This window comes from Pseudomonas sp. ZY71 (assembly GCF_036542145.1).
In the GTDB taxonomy this organism is placed as follows: domain Bacteria; phylum Pseudomonadota; class Gammaproteobacteria; order Pseudomonadales; family Pseudomonadaceae; genus Aquipseudomonas; species Aquipseudomonas koreensis_A.
In genome coordinates this window covers 2,534,889-2,553,806 of the sequence record NZ_CP144274.1, presented here as the reverse complement: position 1 = coordinate 2,553,806, position 18,918 = coordinate 2,534,889, and the positions used below count along the sequence as shown (strand labels likewise).

Below are 18,918 nucleotides of genomic sequence, written 5' to 3'. Positions count from 1 at the left end.
CCTCCGGGAGAGGGCTGGGGTGAGGGTAGCTCTTGATCTGCCCATATCGAACAAGTATCACCACCCCGCCCAATTAATATTGTACGAACCCAACCCCGCCTTCCAATACTCGCCCTCAGCAACCACCCACCCGGGCCGGATGCGAACAGGCGAGGGAATGCGCGAATCCTGCGCATAGAAACGGCCGATTGCCCGGGACGTGGATGCCGAGAGCCGCAAGGCTCCCTTCCCCGCTATCAGGAGATCGACTGCAATGATCATCGATATCAGCTGCTATCCCACGGATCTCGTGGACCTCGCCTGGAGGCATGACGGTGACCCGTTCACCGGCGAGCGTCTGCTGGAGATGATGGATGGCCCGTACATGGTCAACGGCAAGCCTCGCCGCATTGACAAAGCCTTCATCCAGCCGCCGCAGGGCAACACGATTTACACCTGGACCGACGGCGACCTCAGCGGCCGCGAATCCATTGACGCCTACATGGCCTACACCCTGAAAATGGTCCAGACCTACCCGGACCGCTTCATCGGCTGCTTCGTCTACAACCCGCGCTGCGGCGTGGAAAACGGCGTCGAGGCGATCGAGCGCTACGTCAAGGAACACGGTTTCGGCATGGTGCAGATGCAGGCCAACATGCACGCCTACCGTCCTGACCGTGCACTCGACTGGGTGCGCCCATGCTTCGAGAAGTGCGCCGAACTGGGCATCCCGGTCAAGCTGCACACCGGCGACGGCCCTTACAGCATCCCGTCGGAGTGGGTGCCGATGATCAAGGAATTCCCCAACGTCAACTTCATCATGGCCCACTTCGGCGTGCAGACTGGCGGCGTCTACGTGTTCGAACCGATGCAATGGGCGATGGAATTGCCCAACGTCTACTGCGAGTCAGGCTGGTGCCTGCAATCGCGGATCGTCGAATTTGCCAAGGTCTTGCCGACGCACAAGATCCTCTTCGGTACCGACACGCCGCCTAACGAACCGGGCATGTGGCTGCGCCTGCTCGAAGTGCTCTGCCACGAACCGCCGCAAGGCCTGAACCTCGACGAGGACACCCTCGAAGACTACTTGGGCAACAACACCGCGCGGATGATCGGCCTCGAGCCAACCCCGCCACCGCGTTCCGTTTCCGAAGCAGAGGCGCAACTCAAGCGCCCCGTCACCACTCAACTGGCCAGGAGCTGAACCGATGATCATCGACACCCATCTGCACCCTACCAACCTGGTCGACGAGGCCTGGCGCCACACCGGCGAACCGTTCACCGGCGAGCGCATGCTCAAGTTGATGGACGGCCCGTACATGATCAACGGCAAACCGCGCCGCATCGACATGGGTTTCATCCAGCCGCCACCGGGCAACACCGGTTATCGCGACGGCAACCGCCGGGGCCGCGAGGGCGTGCGCGACTACATGTCGTACATCGCCGAACTGTGCATGAAGTACCCGGATCGCTTCATCGGCAACTTCAACTTCAACCCGCGCTGGGGACCGGAAAACGGTGCGGCGGAGCTGGAATTCCACATCAAGGAATACGGCTTCAAGATGCTCAAACTGCACGCCAACATGCACGGCTATCGCCCGGATCGCGCACTCGACTGGTTGCGCCCGGCGATGAAGGTCTGCGCCAAGTACAACATCGTTGTGCTGATCCACACCGGCGACGGCCCGTACACCATTCCGACGATGTTCTACCCGATCATCCGCGAGTTTCCGATGGTCAATTTCATCATCGGCCACTTCGGCATCCAGACCGGCGGCAACTACTCGTTCGAAGCGTTCTGGATGGCCATGGACACGCCAAACGTGTACTGCGAATCGGGCTGGTGCTTCCAGTCGCGGATCGTCGAATTCGCCAAGGAACTGCCGCGCAACAAGATCGTCTTTGGCACGGACTCACCGCCGAACGAACCGGGCATGTGGCTGCGCGAACTGGAGGTGTTGTGCTCGCCGGCACCGCAGGGTCTGGGGATTGATGAGGATCATCTCGAGGACTACCTGGGGAACAACATCGCCCGGTTGTGCGGGATCGAACCGACGCCACCGCCGAAAGACCTGGCCGAGGCCGACATTCGCCTGACCACCACGTACCTGTAGCCACACACATATCCCACTGTAGGAGTGAGCCTGCTCGCGATAGCGGTGGATCAATCACCATCACCGCTAAATGACACACCGCTATCGCGAGCAGGCTCACTCCTACAGGGGATCAGTGTTCAACCCAGGCACACAGCGACTTTACAGGCACGAAGATGACCCGGCGTTTCGCTCGACCGGCAGGCCAACGGCTGGCCGTTTGAACGCCCTCTCACCCCTGCGTGCCTGCTTTTTACGAGGTGACACCATGACCCGTTCGACGCTCGGCGATTCTCAGGACTTTCACGTGTTCATCGACGCCTATCGCCGTGAGTACCCGGACGATGTGCTGACTGTTACCCAAGCGATTTCCGCCGATCAGGACGTCACCGCCCTGGTCGATGCCCTCGCCGCCCAGGGCCGAGATCCGCTGCTGATCTGCGAAGATGTCGGCAGCCTCGGCGTGCCGGTGGCGACCAATCTGTTTGCCTCCAGAACCCGCATCGCCCGGCTGTTCGGCGTAACGCCGGCGCAACTGCACGAAACCTTTCAAACCCGCGCCAACCAGCCTATCGCACCGCGCTACGTGGAAAGCGGCCCGATCCTCGATGAAGTCTTCGAAGGCGAAGCGCTCGATCTGGCGCTGCTGCCGATGCTCAAGCATTTCGACAGTGATCGCGGCCCGTACATCACCAACGCGATCATCGTTGCCGAAGACCCGCTGACCGGCATCGCCAACATGAGCTATCACCGCTCGATGCGCCACGCCCGGCAAGCGCTTGCGACCAGCCTGCACTCACGTGGGCACTTGTGGCGGATGTTGCAGACCGCTCGCGAGCGTGGCGAAGAATTGCGCGTGGCAATGGTCGTCGGTGCGCATCCGTTGTTCATGCTCGCCGCCGCTGCACGTTTGCCCTACGGCAGCGATGAACGCGCTGTGGCTGGCGGCCTGTTCGGCGCGCCGCTGGAGTTGGTGAAAACCCCGCGCTACGGCATCGGTGTCCCGGCCTATGCCGAGTTCGTGCTGGAAGGCGCCATCGACCCGGCCGCTTATGCCGAAGAAGGTCCGTTCGGTGAATTCAGCGGTTATTCCTCGGATCGCTCGACCAACAATGTCCTGCGTGTCGACACCTTGTTAAAGCGCAAAGACGCTTGGCTGGTCGACGTTATGGGCGGCCGCTACGCCGAGCATCTAACCCTCGCCCGCCTGCCCCGCGAAGCCGAGATGAGCGAGAAACTGAAAGCGCGTTTCCCTGCCGTCACCGCTGTGCATTACCCCAATTCCGGCACGCATTTTCACTGCTACGTGGCGCTGGATCAGAGTCGCGACGGCGAGGCGCGGCAGATCATGCTGGCCTTGCTCGGCTGGGATCCGTACCTGAAAACCGTGATCGCGGTGGACAGCGATATCGACATCAGCGATGACAGCCAGGTGTTGTGGGCGCTGGCCACGCATTTCCAGCCGCACCTGGATATTTTCACCATCGATGGCTTGCCGGGCAGTCCGCTCGATCCTTCGTCGTCGGTCAACGGCACCACTTCGCGGATGGGCCTGGATGCGACTCGCGGTTCCGGGTTTGACGGGATCAAGGCGCAGCTCGATCAGGAAGTTCTGGAGCGCGCGCGGAGTTTGCTCAAAGGGCTTGAATCGTGAACCGGCAACGGCTGGTGGTCGGCATCAGCGGCGCGTCCGGGTTTATCTATGGCGTACGCCTTTTGCAATTGCTCGCTGAACTGGATATCGAAAGCCACCTGATCATCAGCCGCGCCGCACTGCTGACCATGGCCCACGAGACCGACTACAAACTCGCTGACGTCACTGCGCTGGCCAGTCATTACCACCGCGCCGATGACGTCGCCGCCGGGATCGCAAGCGGTTCGTTTCGTTGTCTGGGGATGGTGGTTGCGCCGTGTTCGATGAGGACGCTGGCGGAGATTGCCACTGGCACTTCCTCGGGACTGATCGGCCGCGCCGCCGACGTCACCCTCAAGGAGCGCCGCACGCTGGTGTTGATGGCCCGCGAAACGCCGCTGACCCTCGCCCATCTGCGCAACATGACCGCCGTCACCGAGATGGGCGGGATCATCGCCCCTCCAGTGCCCGCCTTTTACGCGCGCCCGGAGAACCTGGCGCAAATGGTCGACCACAGCCTCGGTCGCGTGCTCGACCTGTTCGGCCTCGATGCCGGCGTCGCCACCCGCTGGAGAGAACACCCAACCCCCTGTAGGAGTGAGCCTGCTCGCGATGACGTTGTATCAATCACATAAATGTCGGCTGATACACCGCCATCGCGAGCAGGCTCACTCCTACAGAAAAGCAGCATCACCCGAATTCAGTGTGCACCGGTCAATCAAAGGAGCCTCACCATGAACACCCCATTCAACGCCCCAACCCGCAACACCAAAATCCCCGTGACCATCCTCACCGGCTTCCTCGGCGCGGGTAAAACCACCCTGCTCAATTACATCCTCAAAGAAAACCACGGCCGCAAAATCGCCGTGATCGAAAACGAGTTCGGTGAAGTCGGTATCGACGGCGACCTCGTCCTCAGCTCCGAGACCGAAGAAATCTACGAGATGGTCAACGGCTGCGTGTGCTGCACTGCCGAGGTTCGCGAGGACCTGGTGCGCATCGTCCGCGAACTGGTGGCGCGGCCGGTGCGCCTCGATCACATCCTCATCGAAACCAGTGGCCTGGCCGATCCGTATCCAGTGGCGCAGAGCTTCTTCATCAATGACCCGATCGCCGAAGAAGTAGAACTCGACGCGATCGTAACCATGGTCGACGCCAAACACATCGCTCAGCATCTGGAGGATCTGCAACTCGATGGCGTCGACAATCAGGCGGTGGATCAGATTGTCTGCGCCGACCGGATCGTCATCAACAAGGTTGATCTGGTCAGCAGCGACGAGTTGGAAATTCTGCGCGGCAAGATCCGTGGCTTGAACGCCACAGCGGATCTGGTGACCTCGACCCATGCGCAAATCGACCTGACGAAAATCCTCGGCATCGGCGCATTCGAATGCACGCAGAAGCTCATGGAAATCGGTGCTGAACCTGAGCACCACGACCACCACGATCATCATCACGAAGCGCCCGATCACCAACACGACCCAAGCGTGTCATCGGTAGGCATCGCCGTGGACGGTGCGGTGAACCTGATGGCGTTCCATCGCTGGATCAGCGAACTGCGCTCCTCCCAGGCCGACAACCTGTACCGCATGAAAGGCGTGCTCGCGGTGGCCAACGAAGACCAGCGCTATGTGCTGCAAGGCGTGCACAGCCTGGTCGAATTTCGTGCCTCGACCGCGTGGGGCACGGAGCCCCGCTCGAGCAAGATCGTATTCATCGGCCGCGACCTGGATCGCGCGGCGTTGAACCAAGGCTTCGCCGCCTGCCTGGCAGGCTGAAACAAGGCATCGAAGCCGGTGGATGGCGGCTTCGCAGCACGAATGACTGATGCCACAAAACCTGTAGGAGTGAGCCTGCTCGCGATAGCGGTGAATCAGTCACATCACCGTTCAATGACACACCGCTATCGCGAGCAGGCTCACTCCTACAGGGGATCTCAGTGTTCCCGGATCCAAAGGCATCAGACGAATACCCCTCTCTACCGCATAAAAACAGCCAGAGGTGTTTCCCCATGTCGTCAGCCACATCCCCATCAAAAACCGCATCCACCGTGCACCCCGTCGACCGGATTTTGCCGGTGCGACAGATGCTCACCCTCGGCCTGCAACACATGGCCGTCTCGTACATCGGCGCCATCGCCGTGCCGTTGATTGTCGCCAGTGCCCTGAAAATGTCCCACGCCGACACGGTGGTGCTGATCAGCACCACGCTGTTCTGCTCGGGTATCGCCACCCTTCTGCAAACCGTCGGCTTCTGGAAATTCGGCGTGCGCCTGCCGATTCTGCAAGGCGTGGCGTTCAGCAGCGTCGGCCCGGTGATCGCTATCGGCAGTAACCCGGAAGTAGGGTTCGCTGGGGTCTGCGGAGCGGTGATCGGTGCAGGGTTGTTCACCATGCTGATGGCGCCGTTCGTGGGGCGATTGCGGCGATTTTTTCCGCCCGTGGTCACCGGTTGCATCGTCACCGTGATTGGTCTGCAACTGTTCCCGATTGCCTATGAATGGGTCGGCGGCGGACGCAACGCGAGCAACTTTGGCGCCCCGGCGTTTCTCGGCGTGGCGGTGGTGGTGTTGCTGACGATTCTGCTGGTCAACCGTTATGGCAGCCCGCTGCTGCGCAACATGGCAGTGTTGATCGGCATGCTGATCGGCGCCGGTCTGGCCTACGGTCTCGGGATGGGCAGTTTTCACAGCGTCGAAGAAGCGCCATGGCTGACCGTGCCCTACCCGTTCTACTTCGGTTTGCCGACCTTCAGCCTGATCCCCATCGCGACCATGGTCGTGGTGATGATCGTGCAAATGGTCGAGTCGATGGGGCTGTTCGTGGCCATCGGCGACATCGTTGAAAAACCGGTGGAAGACAAACAGGTCATCAACGGCCTGCGCGCCAATGGTCTGGCCAGCACCATCGCCGGCATGTTCGCCGCGTTTCCGTTTATCGCCTTCATGGAAAACGTCGGCCTGGTGATTCTTACCGGCGTGCGCAGCCGTTGGGTGGTCGCGGTCAGCGGCTTGCTGATGTGCTCGATTGCCTTGGTGCCGAAGGCCGGCGCGATCATCGCTTCGATGCCGACTGCGGCCCTCGGTGGTGCTGGCATCGCCATGTTCGGCGTGGTCGCGGCGGCGGGCATTCAGACCCTCGCCAAAGTCGATTACGAGCGCAATCGCTACAACGTGCTGATCGTCGGTTTCACCATCGCCGCCGCGCTGGTGCCGGTGCTCGCCCCCACCTTGTTCAAGCAACTTCCCGAGTGGTCGCAGCCGTTCCTGCACAGCAGCGTGGTCATCGCGTGCCTGGTGTCGGTGCTGCTCAACGCCGCGCTGAATGGCGTCAGCGTGGCGCAAACCACCGCCAGCAAATCCGCCTCGCACATCCTTTAGTTTGGAGCTGCCCATGACTCAACTTCAGAACATCCTGATCAAGAACCCGGTCGCGGTGATGACCGGCCTGCGTGGCCCCCGCGCGCGGGCCGGTGCCGTGGACATCCGCGTGGTCAACGGTCGCATCGCCGAAATGGCCGCCGACCTGCAAGCGCAACCCGGCGAACGGGTGATCGATGCGCGCCATTGCGTGGTCTATCCGGGCTGGATCAACACCCACCATCATCTGTTCCAGAACCTGCTCAAAGCCGTGCCCGCAGGTCTGAATCAGGATCTGCAAGGCTGGCTGGCCAGCGTGCCCTACCCGCGCCTCAACCGCTTTACCCCGCAATTGGCACGGATCGCTGCGCGTTTGGGCATGGTCGAGTTGCTGCTGTCCGGCGTCACCACCTGCGCCGACCACCATTACCTCTACCACGCCCACGGCAGCACCGAGACCGGCGACTTGCTGTTCGATATGGCCGATGAATTCGGCCTGCGTTTTGTGCTGTGCCGTGGCGGCGCACTGGAGTCGGCCAGCGCGCATCCGGGCTTCTCGAAAACCGCGCTGCAACCGGAAAGCCTCGACCAGATGGTTGGCGATATCGAGCGGCTGAAATCGCTGTATCACCAGGACACCCCGGACGCGATGCGCCGCGTGGTTGTCGCCCCAACCACGCCAACGTTCTCGCTGCCGCCGACGCTGCTGCGCGAACTCGCTCACACCGCGCGCGGCCTCGGCTTGCGCCTGCACACGCACTTGTCGGAAACGCAGAACTACGTGAATTTCTGCCGCGAAAAATACAACTGCCTGCCGGTGGAGTTCGTCGCCGAACACGAATGGCTCGGCCCCGACGTCTGGTTCGCCCACGCCGTGCACCTGCAACCGGGTGAAATCCGCATGCTCGCGCAGACCGGTACCGGCATCTCCCACTGCCCGGTGAGCAATGCCCGACTGGGCAGCGGCGTCGCGCCCGTGCCGCAGATGTACGAAGCCGGCGTGCCGATTTCCCTTGGCGTGGATGGTGTGGCCTCCAATGAGTCCGGGAGCATGGTCGGCGAAGCCAACACCGCGTGGCTGATCCACCGCGCCGAACAAGGCGCCTCGGCGACCACCGCTGAAGACGTCATTCACTGGGGCACGGCGGGTGGCGCGCAGGTGCTTGGCCTCGGCGCCGTTGGCACACTTGAAGTCGGTCAGGCGGCGGATCTGGTGATCTACAGCCTCGACCATCCACGGTTCTATGGCTTCCACGACAGCGCCGTTGCACCGGTAGTGGCGGGTGAACCGATCACGGTGAAATACAGCCTGGTGGGCGGCAGGATCGTAGTCGACAACGGCGTGATTCCGGGTCTGGATATCGAACGCATGCGCGCCGAGGCGTGGGAAGGCGTCCAACAACTGATGAACGTCGACGACTGATTTCCAATCCACCACAACTTCAATGTGGGAGCGAGCCTGCTCGCGAAGGCATACTGTCAGCCACTGCAACATTGACTGATCCAACGCTTTCGCGAGCAGGCTCGCTCCCACATAAAGCCGTCGCATTCGCGACTTCCGGGTTTGTCGACTAACGTTATTACCTCATCGGATTGAGCCCCCGCCCGCAACACCGGGCTCTTGATCAAGGAGAGACTGATGACGTCGCGTCGCAACATCGAACAGACCTACCGCACCTGGTCCAGCCCGATTCTGCTGGAGCTGAAAAAACGTGAACACCAAATGGCGCCGGTCGAGCGTCAGGCACTTGAGAATGTTTTGCTGGAAAGGAGGTTGCTGGACATCGGCGGCCCGGAGGGTATTGAACGTCGTCGAAACAGCGGTGCCTGACACTGCGCTTTCGCGAGCAGGCTCGCTCCCACAAGGTTTGGAGTGGTTCACAAAATGTGTATTCACCCGCAATCACTGTGGGAGCGAGCCTGCTCGCGAAGAGGCCGGTGCAGTCACCCTCACGACTTGGGCCGACGCACCGCCCTTACCCGTCCACTGTCGCCGCCACCGCAATAAAAGCGATCCGCACCATCAGCCTCCAGACCCGAAACGCCCTGCCCCGCCGGCATCTTCAGCGACTCCAGGACCTTGCCGTCCTGCGGATTGATATGTCGCAGCTCACTCTCATCCCCCTCCCAAGTGCCATGCCACAATCCGCCATCCACCCAGGTCACCCCGGTGACAAACCGGTTCGACTCCAGCGTGCGCAGGATCTCGCCGGTCTGCGGATCAATCTGATGAATCTTGCGCTCGCGATACTGCCCGACCCATAACGAGCCATCCGCCCAGGCCATGCCTGAATCGCCGCCATTACCGGGGGCCGGAATGGTGTGCAGTACGCGCCCCGTGGCCGGGTCGATCTTGTGGATGTGGCGATCGGCAATCTGGTACAGATGCTTGCCGTCAAAAGCGGTGCCGCCGTCGGCGCCAACCTTGATCGTGCGCACAGTTTCACCGCTGGCCGGATCCAGTGCGTTGAGTTGACCGTCGCTGGCAAACCAGACCTGCTGGCCATCGAATGTCACGCCGTGAATGCCCTTGATGTCGTCAAAAGGACCGTACTCGCGAAGGACTTCTGCATTTGCTTGTTTCATGGCAACTTCCTCGTGGATGTGTGGGTCCAGCCTAGCCATTGCCCAGCGACACCGGGAGTAACAAGATCGTCGCGAAACCCGGCAGCGGCGGCGTCATCCAGCGCCGCGCCCGGCCGACACCGAACGCCTGCACTTTGTCCGCCTGCGCCAGAACCTCCAAGGCACGTTGCACCTGGCGCTGGCTGTTGCCCAACGCCAGTGCCAACGCCGAACTCGACCAGGCCTCGCCGTCAGCGAGTAAAGCGAGCAACGCCGCGTATTTGTCTTCGACCGGCAGCGTCAGCAATGCCACATCCGCGGCCACCAGCGCAAAGCCCCTCGGCGTTGCGGCGATATTCGCCAGCGGCTTCAGTGCCGCACGCAATCGGCCAATTTCGACCCGCAAGCGAGCACGGTGCGATTCATCCGTGAGGGGAAAACCAAAGGCTGTGACGAACAGCGTTTCGCGCGCAACATCGCCCGGCCAGGCTTGCGCGAGTAACCGCACGAGCCGGAACAGCACCGGCCGCGTGGCCAGCGCCACCGTCATGCCGGCACCGCGCACGCTGTAGCGGCAGGCATCGACGATGAGTGTCGACGAGGTGAATAGCGCTTCAACCTGCGCCAGATTCACCGGTTGCGCCTGACCGGCAACGATCAGCCGCGCTGCCGGCGCGGCGAGCATGTGACTGGCCTGATCGACCTCGGCGCTCAGTGCGGCGATCCCGGCCTGTTGCGCCGCAGCCTGCGCCCGCGCCAGCGCCGCGCGGGCCTTGTGCGCCCGGACTCGACGCACGGAAATCCCGGCGGCGATCAACTCATGAGCGGTACGCAGCGCCGGCGGCAACGGTGCCGGGTCAGTTTCAGCCAGCAGCGTTTCTGCCTCCTCCAGCTCGCCAATCAACAGCAACCGGCGAATCTGCAAATAGCGCGCGTGCGCCGCGTTCACCCCGTCACCGTGCTCCTGCAAGACCCGCCGCGCCGCCTCCAGCGCTTTCACCGGCCAGCCCAGATCCCGCGCCGCCAGCGCGACCTCGGCCTCGGCGACCACACAACGCGCCCGCGACAGCGGTTCATTGTTGCCAAACGCCTTCACGGCTCGTTGCAATAACGCCTTGGCGCGGGACAGATCACCGAGCTGAGCCATGGCAATTGCGCGCAGGGCCAGCGCCGGCGGGTCATCACGCAGAGCGACGTAATTCAACGCGCCCAGCGGGTCACCAGCAGACAGCGCGCGACCGGCGGCGTTGATCAGCGAATCCATGGCAAATTCATCTCCCGGCGAGCGAATCGTCAGTTGAGTCTAATACCTGGAAGGACGGTCGACGTCGCAGCACATTTGATAGGGGACGGGAAACGCAGGAAGTCGAGCGCGGGGCCCACCCTCAAGCCAGCAATCCGACGCTCTTCAGCAGATCGTGCAAGCCTTTTGGCACCAAAGGCGCCTGCTCGCTGAAGCTTGAGCTGTCATGCCAGCGCGCGGTGAAGGGCGCGCCGTCGCTTTCATGGCCATCGATCTGTGCGTGGTCGTAGACGCCCTGATCGACAAACGTCGCGTCGTATACCTGGACAATTTCGTGTCCCGGTTTGCCGTTGTAGACGAAGAGGCTTTCGAGTGTGCCGAGCAGACGCACGTCACTCATGGACAGGCCCAACTCCTCCTGCACTTCGCGCACGATCGCTTCGGCGCTGGTCTCGCCAAATTCAATACCGCCGCCGACGGGCCGAAAGCAGGTTTGCTGGCTGACCGGGTCGCGAAATTCGTTAACCAGAATTTTGCCGTTGTGATGAAAAACGCAAAGTGCGAGCGCGCGAATGCGGTGTTCGGCCATGACTGAAGTCCATTTACAGGTGTGGGGGCGCGGCATTTAAACATGCTTTGCGCGACACACCCGTGGACGTCACAGTAAAAGGCTCGACTCAGACCGGAGAAATCGTTGCGAGCAGGCCGATCAGAATGGTCAGTGTCAGAAAGCCACCCAGAAAAAACGCCATCTTGTTCATGTTGCTCTCCTCAATGCTGAGCTTGCGGTGCACTGGGCGCTTCGGGATGAAGAACTGCCGCGAGTGCCGAACCGTGGGGCTATTTTGAGCGGATGACTGAGCTGGTAACAGAGGCAGATCCAGTGAAAAAATACGGATCAGATGCACATCTGATCCGCATGGGCCATGGGCCGATATTCAGATCGCGGCACAAGGGTTCAATTTCGGCGAGGTTGATCTAGAGTCATTGCCGTCGCGACAACAACAAGAAAAATCCTGGAGTGAACATGACCGACCTGAACCTGCAACCCAACGTCGCCGCATCGCTAGGCAAATGGCACGAAATGATCCGCACCAGCAACCTCAGCGCCCTGCCCGGCCTGCTCGACCCGCAAGCCGTGTTCCGCTCGCCTATGGCCCACACGCCTTATCCGGGCGCGCCAGTGGTCTCGATGATCCTCAATACCGTGTTCGAGGTGTTTGAAGACTTCACCTATCACCGTGAGCTGGCGACTGCCGATGGCTTGAATGTGATTCTGGAGTTCAGCGCCAAGGTGGGTTCGAAGGAGCTGAAAGGCATCGACATGATTCGCTTTGATGAGAACGGCAAGATTGTCGAGTTCGAGGTGATGGTGCGGCCGCTGAGCGGATTGCAAGCCTTGGGCGAAGAGATGGGCCGGCGGCTTGGGGCCTATTTGACCGCCAGCAAGGCTTGATGCACTACCACAAATATAAAGTCTGACAAAGGTGCGATCATTCGATAACAAATAATTAACCGCACCTATCCCATACGGTTAAATGGAGTTCGGCAGCTCTACAATGGAAAGCCTACAATAAGCTTCCTCCAACCAATTCAACAACAGAAAAACCTAACAGTCAGGCCTTATGAATCCTCAATCGCAGAAAATCCTGCAAGAAATCACTAACGAAAAAGACGCCAATCGAATTTTCTCCCTATGGCAACTCTATAGGCACGAACTTCGCGGTGTAAGGCTACTTACGCATATAGAAAATCACGATTCAAAGCTATTACCAAAAAGTCTTGAGAAAAAAGAATTTGAAGGAAAATCGACAGCCTTTCTTCAAGAATTTTACAAGAACCAAAGTCTACTCGCCATAAGCAACGAGATACTGGACAATCATAACTCCCAAGAAACCATCGACTTCCCAATAGACTATTCATTATTACTTGACTCGAACTTCGTAGGGTCAATAGATTGTTTTTTGAGACGCGTCCCCATCAAAAACAATCATGAAGCTGTGACAAAGGCGCTTTATTACATCAGAAGCAACCAATTGAATTGCGACGCGCTGCCTTACCTGTTCGAAAATGCAGAGCACTTTAAAGAACGAAAAACGGAAATAAAAAGGACGCTTGCCAGTTTTCTGCGCTTTTCATCGTCAACCCCGAAAGGAGCCAGCATTGAAGATCCGGCCGATTTGGAGTTCAAGATGAGCGAGACTGAATCCTTAGTCGAGGCTGAGCGAAGAATAACTAAATTCTATGGCGACAAAAAATTCATCGACATACAGGTTACTCGGCAAAAACTCGATTTCTACATGATATTGTCCATCATACATATCGAAAACTGTACGACGGGAGGCCTTTTCGAAAAATTTACATCACTGATTAATATCATGCATTCAGAGCTCGGCGGAATATCCTTAAGAGAGTTGCTTGTGGGCTACAAATACTTCAAGAACAGCAACTCTATATTCATCCTGGCAAATGTACCAAAACTTGTTAAGGAAGCGAACAGCTCTGCTACTGCGATCAGAAATATTAGTTGGGATTTCCATTTTTTTCGACTGATGGAAACCTGGGCATCAGATACATCGAAAGGAAAATTCTTTATCCCAATGCTTTTGACACTTGACAAGCGGCTTGCAGATTTGAATGAGATATACCCTGTAAAATATTCTGCATTTCATGACACTGAACAAAAGATGTATTCGGTGCCACTATTTAATTTCGAAGACAAGATCGACAACAAAGCGTGCCGAAATATACTCAACGAGCATTTCACCCCCGAATCAATTATACAGCGTCGCGAAATCGGTAGACCTACTATCATCAAACTTGAAAAACTTATTGCCCAAAAGTGCAGGGAGCTGGACAGATTCTTCCTGCCACGGAAGTAGTACTAGATGGCGTGTCTCCATTGACCAAAAAAAACCCACTGACCGTCGCCGGTTCAGTGGGTTTTGTGCATCTGGCGGCTAGTTACAGCGCCATATCACGTGCAGCGTTTTCCTTCGGAGCTTCAGCTTTTTCAGCTGCAGGTGCAGCCGGAGCAACCACCTGACCGATCACTGGAGGTGTCGGCAGTTCGAGGATCTTGGCGGTGTAAGCCCACTCTGCAGCTACTTTGGCTGGATCGCTGTTCAGCTGAGTGCCGTAGCTTGGCACGATCTGGTGCAGCTTGGTTTGCCACTCAGGGGTAGCTACTTTGTCTTTGAAGACTTTCTGCAGCACGCTCAGCATGATCGGAGCAGCGGTCGACGCGCCTGGCGATGCGCCCAGCAGGCCGGCGATGGAGCCGTCTTGTGCAGCAACGATTTCGGTGCCCAGTTTCAGCACGCCGCCAGCGGCTTCATCACGCTTGATGATTTGCACGCGTTGGCCGGCTTGCCACAGGCGCCAGTCTTCGGCTTTGGCGTTCGGGAAGTATTCCTTCAGCGCGTTCAGACGGTCTTCATCCGACAGCATCAGTTGGCCAGCAAGGTACTCGACCAGCGGGTATTCCTTGATGCCGACCTTGGTCATAGGCCAGATGTTGTGGGTGGTGGTGCTGGTCAGCAGGTCCAGGTACGAGCCTTCTTTCAGGAACTTGGTGCTGAAGGTCGCGAATGGGCCAAACAGGATGACGCGCTTGCCGTCCAGAACACGGGTGTCCAGGTGCGGAACGGACATCGGTGGTGCGCCAACCGACGCTTTACCGTAGGCCTTGGCCAGGTGCTGTTCAGCGATGGCCGGGTTATCGGTCACCAGGAACGAACCACCGACCGGGAAGCCAGCGTATTCCTTGGCTTCAGGAATGCCCGACTTCTGCAGCAGGTGCAGTGCACCGCCGCCCGCGCCGATGAAGACGAACTTGGCGTCGGTTTCGGTTTTAGTGCCGTCTTTCAGGTTTTTGTAGCTGACGCGCCAAGTGCCATCGGCATTCTTGGTGATGTCCTGCACTTCGCTCGACAGTTTCAGATCGAAGTTAGGCTTGGTCTGCAGGTACGTGGCGAACTGGCGGGTGATTTCGCCGAAGTTCATGTCGGTACCCAGCGGGCTCCAGGTGGCCGCGATTTTCTGGTTCGGGTCACGCCCTTCCATCATCAGCGGGACCCACTTCTTGATCACAGCCGGGTCTTCGGAGTACTGCATGCCGGCGAACAGCGGGCTCGCTTGCAGGGCTTCGTAGCGCTTTTTCAGGAACTTGATGTTGTCATCGCCCCACACAAAGCTCATGTGCGGAGTGGTGTTGATGAACGAGCGAGGGTTCTTCAGAACGCCTTGCTGAACCTGCCAGGCCCAGAACTGACGGGAGACCTGGAACGCTTCGTTGATCTCGACGGCTTTCGGGATCGTCACGTTGCCTTTGTCGTCTTCCGGGGTGTAGTTCAGCTCAGCGAGTGCCGAGTGACCGGTACCGGCGTTGTTCCAGCCGTTGGAGCTTTCGAGGGCGACGCCGTCGAGGCGCTCGACCATTTCCATCGACCAGCTTGGCTCCAGCTCATTGATCCACACACCGAGGGTGGTGCTCATGATGCCGCCGCCGATCAGCAGGACGTCGACTTTCTTTGCTTCGTCAGCATTGGCGGATGTCATCCCCATCGCCAAAGCCAGACCCAGCAGGGCTGTGTTCACTTTTTTAAACATCTGTTGCACCTATGATAAAACGCCTTCCGCCCGCCGCTGTTATCAGTATGCGATCCGCTTTGATGACGCTCAGGCTAGCGTCGCAGATTCCGGCACACTTCAATTTTGACGGGTGGGCACACAAGGCCGACATGCTGCATCGACCTCAGTTAATGTCCCTTCTGAACTGACTTCTTATCATTATTGGCTCAGCTACTTGAGCGACAGGGATTCCGTCGGCCCGCCCGAAGGCAAGCAAACTGAATAAGGTCAAACCAAGTTGGCGCGAAGAATATCACGTCAGGGCAAACCCGCGCGTCTGTTCCCGACTTGAGAGTCTTTTTCCGCTCTGGACGGTATCGGCAGATGAAAGCTGAACATGACCCCGACGATTAGCGTTTTGGAGCAGTGCCTTATCTATTCATTATCTGCTAGGTTGTACGATGACTGACAAAGCAGTCATCACTCATAACAACAAGGAAACACATGTCATGACCAAGACCCGACTCCTGATCGGCTTTCTCTGTGCCTTCAACGGTTACGCCATGGCCGCATCGGCCCCGGCGGAAAAAGATGTCGCCCAAGCGGTGGATCATCTGACCCAGGCGATGCTGCACAAAGACATCGCCGAACTGAACGCCCTCACCGCGCCTAACCTGACCTACGGCCATTCCAGCGGCAAGATTCAGGACAAGAAAGAATTCATCGCCGACATTGAAACCGGCAAGAGCGCCTTCAAGACGCTAGAGATGCAGAACCAGACCATCACCCTGTCCGGCGATACCGCGCTGGTACGCCACCACTTTTCCGCACAGGCGTTGAAGGGGACCGAGGTGGTGCCGACCGAGATCGAGAATTTCCAGATCTGGCAGAAGCAGGACGGCAAGTGGTTGCTGGTGGGGCGGCAGGCGTTCAAGTTTTGATCGGGGTTAACTGACTCTGAATAGATGTTGACTGGGCTGCCCTCTTCGCGAGCAGGCTCGCTCCCACAGGGGAACGCATTCCAAAGGTGGGAGCGAGCCTGCTCGCGAAGGCGGCAGCCCAGGCACTACACATCTTTCTGGTTACAACCGAAACCGATCCACCGACTGCGCCAACTGCCCCGCCAGGCTCGACAACTCATCGGTGGTATTCGCCGTTTGCCCGATCACCCGGCTATTGCCCTCGGACATCCCGGCAATCATTTCCACCTGATGGGCAATCTCGTTACTGGCCTGACTCTGCTCGCCAATCGTGCGGGTGATGTCGTTGACCAGTTGCGTCGTGCTCAACGTCGCCTCGAGGATTTCGCGGATGGCCCTCTCGACATCCGCCGTCACCGCCATGCCCTTGTCGACCTGCGCGACACCCGCCTCCATGCTGCTGACCGCCTCGCGGGTGCTGTGCTGAATGCGCGCGACCATCGCGGCGATTTCCTGGGTAGAAGCGCTGGTGCGTGCCGCCAGACTACGCACTTCATCCGCCACCACCGCAAACCCCCTTCCCTGCTCGCCGGCCCGAGCCGCTTCAATGGCGGCGTTGAGCGCCAGCAGATTGGTCTGGTCGGCAATGCTCTTGATCACCTGAATGATGTTGAAAATGGCTTCGGATTCCTGATCCAGCGTGCGGATCACCTGTGCCGACTGTTGGGCTGATCGGGCGATATCGTCCATGTCGCTGACCACTTGATGAATCACACCACCGCCCTCCTTGGCCAGGGTTTCGGCTTGATTGGCCATGCTCAGGGCACGTTCGGCGTGGCGGGTGATTTCCTCGATGCTCGCGGTCATCTGGCTGGCGGCGGCGGCCATGGTGCCGGCAGCCACGCTTTGCTGCTGGCTGCTGTCGGCGACCTGATGGCAGCCGTGGCTGAGCTGTTCGCTCATGCCACTGACACCGTGAGCATTGCGCCGCACCACATCGATCATGTTGCGCAAGTCGCGTTGCATGGTCGCCAATGTGCGAATCAAGACACTGGCTTCGTCCTTGCCGGACGGCTCGGCGATCGGCTCGCTGAGGTTGCCGTGGGCGATGCTTTCGGCGATGCGACTGGCAGTTTTCAACGGCCCCATGATGCTCAGAATGACCCAGCGCCCCTGGATCAAGAGCAGCACCAGACTGGCAATCAACACCACGCCGAGCGCGACGTTGGCACTGCGGATGGCTGATTCGGTTGCTGCGCTGGTCTGCTGCGTATTGGTCTCGATCAACTCGCTCAACGCAGCCATTTGCTCTTCCAGCTGGCCAAACACCGTGTTGAAGGTGCCCAGTTCCTGTTGAGCGGCATCAGGATTGTCTAGCGCCAACCCGACGATCCGCTCGCCCGCGTTGATGTAGGTATCGAGGCTCGGTTTGATCTGCTCCAGCGCCGTGCGCAATGTCGGGTTGATCGGCAGCTTGAGGTTCTCCTCGAGCACCTCACGAAAATGCCCGGCATGCTCGTTGATCGAATCGCGCACCTCGCTCGCCGTGTTGGTGCTTTTGCCCAGCCCGACCAGCATCGCCGAGTAGACATCGGCGCGCAGGGCGTCGTGCATCATGTCGGCTTCCATGTGGTTGCGCAGCGCGCTCATGCTGACCGCGTTGTCGCTGACCGCCGAGGCCATCCGCTGGTTGCCGACGTAACTGACCAGACTCACGATCAACGCCGTCAGCAGACTTGTCACAATCAGCAACACTAAACGCAGTTTGATCGACACCGGATTTTCCTCTCTCGTTACGCCCGTAAGCGCTTGTCAGCCTTCAGTTAAGCCTATTTGCGCAGGTCTGCCGCGCCATAGCGTGTCAGCAGGTGTCGGCATGCTGGCTAAAGGCAGCAAAACTTTCGGATTGCGCAGCAAGTCTCACTTTTCAACGCGCACGGCCAACGCCTTCATCGCCGGTTAATGCCGTCAGGCTATTGAGTCCGTCGCTCTGAACATTCGTACAGCAAAAGGAAACGCCTATGAAACGCGCATTGTGGTTGGGTTTGCTCGGCACCTTCGCCATCGGCGCCGCACACGCGGCGACGGAAAAAGTCGCCATCAATCTGGTCAGCGCTGACGGCGCGCCGCAGGCGATCGGCTCGGTCACTATCAGTGAAACCGCCTATGGCCTGTTGTTCACGCCCGATCTGAAATCCCTGCCGGCCGGCGTGCATGGCTTCCACGTGCATGAAAACGCCAGTTTTGAGGCCGGCATGAAGGATGGCGTGAAAGGTGCTGCGCTGGCCGCGGGCGGTCATTTCGACCCGCAGAAAACCGGCAAGCACCTCGGCCCCTACGCTGATGGTCATTTGGGAGACCTTCCGGCGGTTTACGTGACGGCAGACGGCGTCGCCAATTACCCGGTACTGGCTCCGCGCCTGAAAAAGATCTCCGAGGTGAAGGGCCACGCGCTGATGATTCACGCCGGCGGCGACAACCACGCCGACATGCCCAAACCGCTGGGCGGTGGCGGTGATCGCATGGCGTGCGGGGTGATCTGAACCCTCATGACA

At 59.3% G+C, this 18,918-nt stretch carries 17 protein-coding genes and 2 pseudogenes; 12 read left to right on the top strand and 7 right to left on the bottom strand.

Going from position 1 to position 18,918, the window contains the following annotated elements:
* Positions 1–253 precede the first annotated feature (253 nt).
* From VY732_RS11360 to VY732_RS11325, 8 genes are all read left to right on the top strand, one after another.
* On the top strand, positions 254–1,183 hold the full coding sequence (locus VY732_RS11360) for an amidohydrolase family protein (RefSeq protein WP_116031241.1): 930 nt from the start codon (positions 254–256) through the stop codon (positions 1,181–1,183).
* Positions 1,184–1,187: 4 nt separating this feature from the next.
* Entirely contained in the window at positions 1,188–2,093 is a 906-nt protein-coding gene (locus tag VY732_RS11355; protein ID WP_008081961.1) for an amidohydrolase family protein, read from the top strand.
* A gap of 247 nt (positions 2,094–2,340) precedes the next feature.
* Positions 2,341–3,726 (top strand): UbiD family decarboxylase, encoded by a 1,386-nt coding sequence (locus tag VY732_RS11350; RefSeq protein WP_331695435.1) that lies wholly within the window; start codon positions 2,341–2,343, stop codon positions 3,724–3,726.
* Entirely contained in the window at positions 3,723–4,340 is a 618-nt protein-coding gene (locus VY732_RS11345) for a UbiX family flavin prenyltransferase (protein ID WP_331695434.1), read from the top strand. Before VY732_RS11350 ends, VY732_RS11345 begins: the two co-directional genes overlap by 4 nt.
* A gap of 99 nt (positions 4,341–4,439) precedes the next feature.
* Positions 4,440–5,483, top strand: a complete 1,044-nt coding sequence (locus VY732_RS11340) for a CobW family GTP-binding protein (RefSeq protein ID WP_331695433.1) — start codon at positions 4,440–4,442, stop codon at positions 5,481–5,483.
* 233 nt (positions 5,484–5,716) lie between these two features.
* The gene (locus VY732_RS11335; RefSeq protein WP_116031247.1) at positions 5,717–7,084 is read left to right on the top strand and encodes a nucleobase:cation symporter-2 family protein; all 1,368 of its coding nucleotides are present in this window, start codon (positions 5,717–5,719) and stop codon (positions 7,082–7,084) included.
* Positions 7,085–7,097: 13 nt separating this feature from the next.
* Positions 7,098–8,486, top strand: a complete 1,389-nt coding sequence (locus tag VY732_RS11330) for an amidohydrolase family protein (RefSeq protein WP_331695432.1) — start codon at positions 7,098–7,100, stop codon at positions 8,484–8,486.
* A 216-nt stretch (positions 8,487–8,702) separates the two neighbouring features.
* Complete coding sequence (locus VY732_RS11325; RefSeq protein WP_077572215.1) at positions 8,703–8,894, top strand: hypothetical protein; 192 nt, start codon at positions 8,703–8,705, stop codon at positions 8,892–8,894.
* A 119-nt stretch (positions 8,895–9,013) separates the two neighbouring features.
* Here VY732_RS11325 and VY732_RS11320 read toward each other — a convergent pair whose 3' ends face one another.
* From VY732_RS11320 to VY732_RS11305, 4 genes are all read right to left on the bottom strand, one after another.
* Positions 9,014–9,649: a Vgb family protein gene (locus VY732_RS11320; protein WP_123593929.1), complete on the bottom strand. Its 636-nt coding sequence runs from the start codon at positions 9,647–9,649 to the stop codon at positions 9,014–9,016.
* A gap of 31 nt (positions 9,650–9,680) precedes the next feature.
* On the bottom strand, positions 9,681–10,892 hold the full coding sequence (locus VY732_RS11315; protein ID WP_331695431.1) for a helix-turn-helix domain-containing protein: 1,212 nt from the start codon (positions 10,890–10,892) through the stop codon (positions 9,681–9,683).
* A gap of 121 nt (positions 10,893–11,013) precedes the next feature.
* Complete coding sequence (locus VY732_RS11310) at positions 11,014–11,460, bottom strand: NUDIX hydrolase (RefSeq protein WP_331695430.1); 447 nt, start codon at positions 11,458–11,460, stop codon at positions 11,014–11,016.
* Between the two features lie 88 nt (positions 11,461–11,548).
* Positions 11,549–11,779: a hypothetical protein gene (locus VY732_RS11305; protein WP_116031257.1), complete on the bottom strand. Its 231-nt coding sequence runs from the start codon at positions 11,777–11,779 to the stop codon at positions 11,549–11,551.
* Positions 11,780–11,898: 119 nt separating this feature from the next.
* Here VY732_RS11305 and VY732_RS11300 point away from each other — a divergent pair, with 119 nt between their 5' ends.
* Both VY732_RS11300 and VY732_RS11295 read left to right on the top strand, forming a co-directional pair.
* Complete coding sequence (locus VY732_RS11300) at positions 11,899–12,327, top strand: nuclear transport factor 2 family protein (protein ID WP_331695429.1); 429 nt, start codon at positions 11,899–11,901, stop codon at positions 12,325–12,327.
* Positions 12,328–12,496: 169 nt separating this feature from the next.
* A complete protein-coding gene (locus VY732_RS11295) occupies positions 12,497–13,753 on the top strand; it encodes a hypothetical protein (protein ID WP_331695428.1) in 1,257 nt (418 codons plus the stop codon).
* 82 nt (positions 13,754–13,835) lie between these two features.
* Here VY732_RS11295 and mqo read toward each other — a convergent pair whose 3' ends face one another.
* Positions 13,836–15,482 (bottom strand): malate dehydrogenase (quinone), encoded by a 1,647-nt coding sequence (gene mqo, locus VY732_RS11290; protein ID WP_331695427.1) that lies wholly within the window; start codon positions 15,480–15,482, stop codon positions 13,836–13,838.
* A gap of 470 nt (positions 15,483–15,952) precedes the next feature.
* On the opposite strand from mqo, the gene VY732_RS11285 reads away from it, so the two are divergent.
* Entirely contained in the window at positions 15,953–16,384 is a 432-nt protein-coding gene (locus VY732_RS11285) for a nuclear transport factor 2 family protein (protein ID WP_038369331.1), read from the top strand.
* Positions 16,385–16,525: 141 nt separating this feature from the next.
* Here VY732_RS11285 and VY732_RS29950 read toward each other — a convergent pair.
* Positions 16,526–17,119 (bottom strand): annotated as a pseudogene (locus VY732_RS29950) (methyl-accepting chemotaxis protein); the annotation flags it as partial.
* A gap of 312 nt (positions 17,120–17,431) precedes the next feature.
* A pseudogene (locus VY732_RS29945) lies at positions 17,432–18,079 on the bottom strand (methyl-accepting chemotaxis protein); the annotation flags it as partial.
* Positions 18,080–18,384: 305 nt separating this feature from the next.
* Between VY732_RS29945 and sodC the strand changes: the two are divergent.
* Positions 18,385–18,906 (top strand): superoxide dismutase [Cu-Zn] SodC, encoded by a 522-nt coding sequence (gene sodC / locus VY732_RS11275; RefSeq protein WP_331695425.1) that lies wholly within the window; start codon positions 18,385–18,387, stop codon positions 18,904–18,906.
* Positions 18,907–18,918 lie beyond the last annotated feature (12 nt).

Bases quoted from the DNA above. Each gene is read 5' to 3' on its own strand.
- VY732_RS11330 (WP_331695432.1), top strand. From the start codon at position 7,098: ATGACTCAACTTCAGAACATCCTGATCAAGAACCCGGTCGCGGTGATG.
- sodC (WP_331695425.1), top strand. From the start codon at position 18,385: ATGAAACGCGCATTGTGGTTGGGTTTGCTCGGCACCTTCGCCATCGGC.
- VY732_RS11310 (WP_331695430.1), bottom strand. From the start codon at position 11,460: ATGGCCGAACACCGCATTCGCGCGCTCGCACTTTGCGTTTTTCATCAC.
- VY732_RS11350 (WP_331695435.1), top strand. From the start codon at position 2,341: ATGACCCGTTCGACGCTCGGCGATTCTCAGGACTTTCACGTGTTCATC.
- VY732_RS11315 (WP_331695431.1), bottom strand. From the start codon at position 10,892: ATGGATTCGCTGATCAACGCCGCCGGTCGCGCGCTGTCTGCTGGTGAC.
- VY732_RS11325 (WP_077572215.1), top strand. From the start codon at position 8,703: ATGACGTCGCGTCGCAACATCGAACAGACCTACCGCACCTGGTCCAGC.
- VY732_RS11300 (WP_331695429.1), top strand. From the start codon at position 11,899: ATGACCGACCTGAACCTGCAACCCAACGTCGCCGCATCGCTAGGCAAA.
- VY732_RS11335 (WP_116031247.1), top strand. From the start codon at position 5,717: ATGTCGTCAGCCACATCCCCATCAAAAACCGCATCCACCGTGCACCCC.
- VY732_RS11340 (WP_331695433.1), top strand. From the start codon at position 4,440: ATGAACACCCCATTCAACGCCCCAACCCGCAACACCAAAATCCCCGTG.
- VY732_RS11295 (WP_331695428.1), top strand. From the start codon at position 12,497: ATGAATCCTCAATCGCAGAAAATCCTGCAAGAAATCACTAACGAAAAA.
- VY732_RS11285 (WP_038369331.1), top strand. From the start codon at position 15,953: ATGACCAAGACCCGACTCCTGATCGGCTTTCTCTGTGCCTTCAACGGT.
- VY732_RS11320 (WP_123593929.1), bottom strand. From the start codon at position 9,649: ATGAAACAAGCAAATGCAGAAGTCCTTCGCGAGTACGGTCCTTTTGAC.
- VY732_RS11355 (WP_008081961.1), top strand. From the start codon at position 1,188: ATGATCATCGACACCCATCTGCACCCTACCAACCTGGTCGACGAGGCC.
- mqo (WP_331695427.1), bottom strand. From the start codon at position 15,482: ATGTTTAAAAAAGTGAACACAGCCCTGCTGGGTCTGGCTTTGGCGATG.
- VY732_RS11360 (WP_116031241.1), top strand. From the start codon at position 254: ATGATCATCGATATCAGCTGCTATCCCACGGATCTCGTGGACCTCGCC.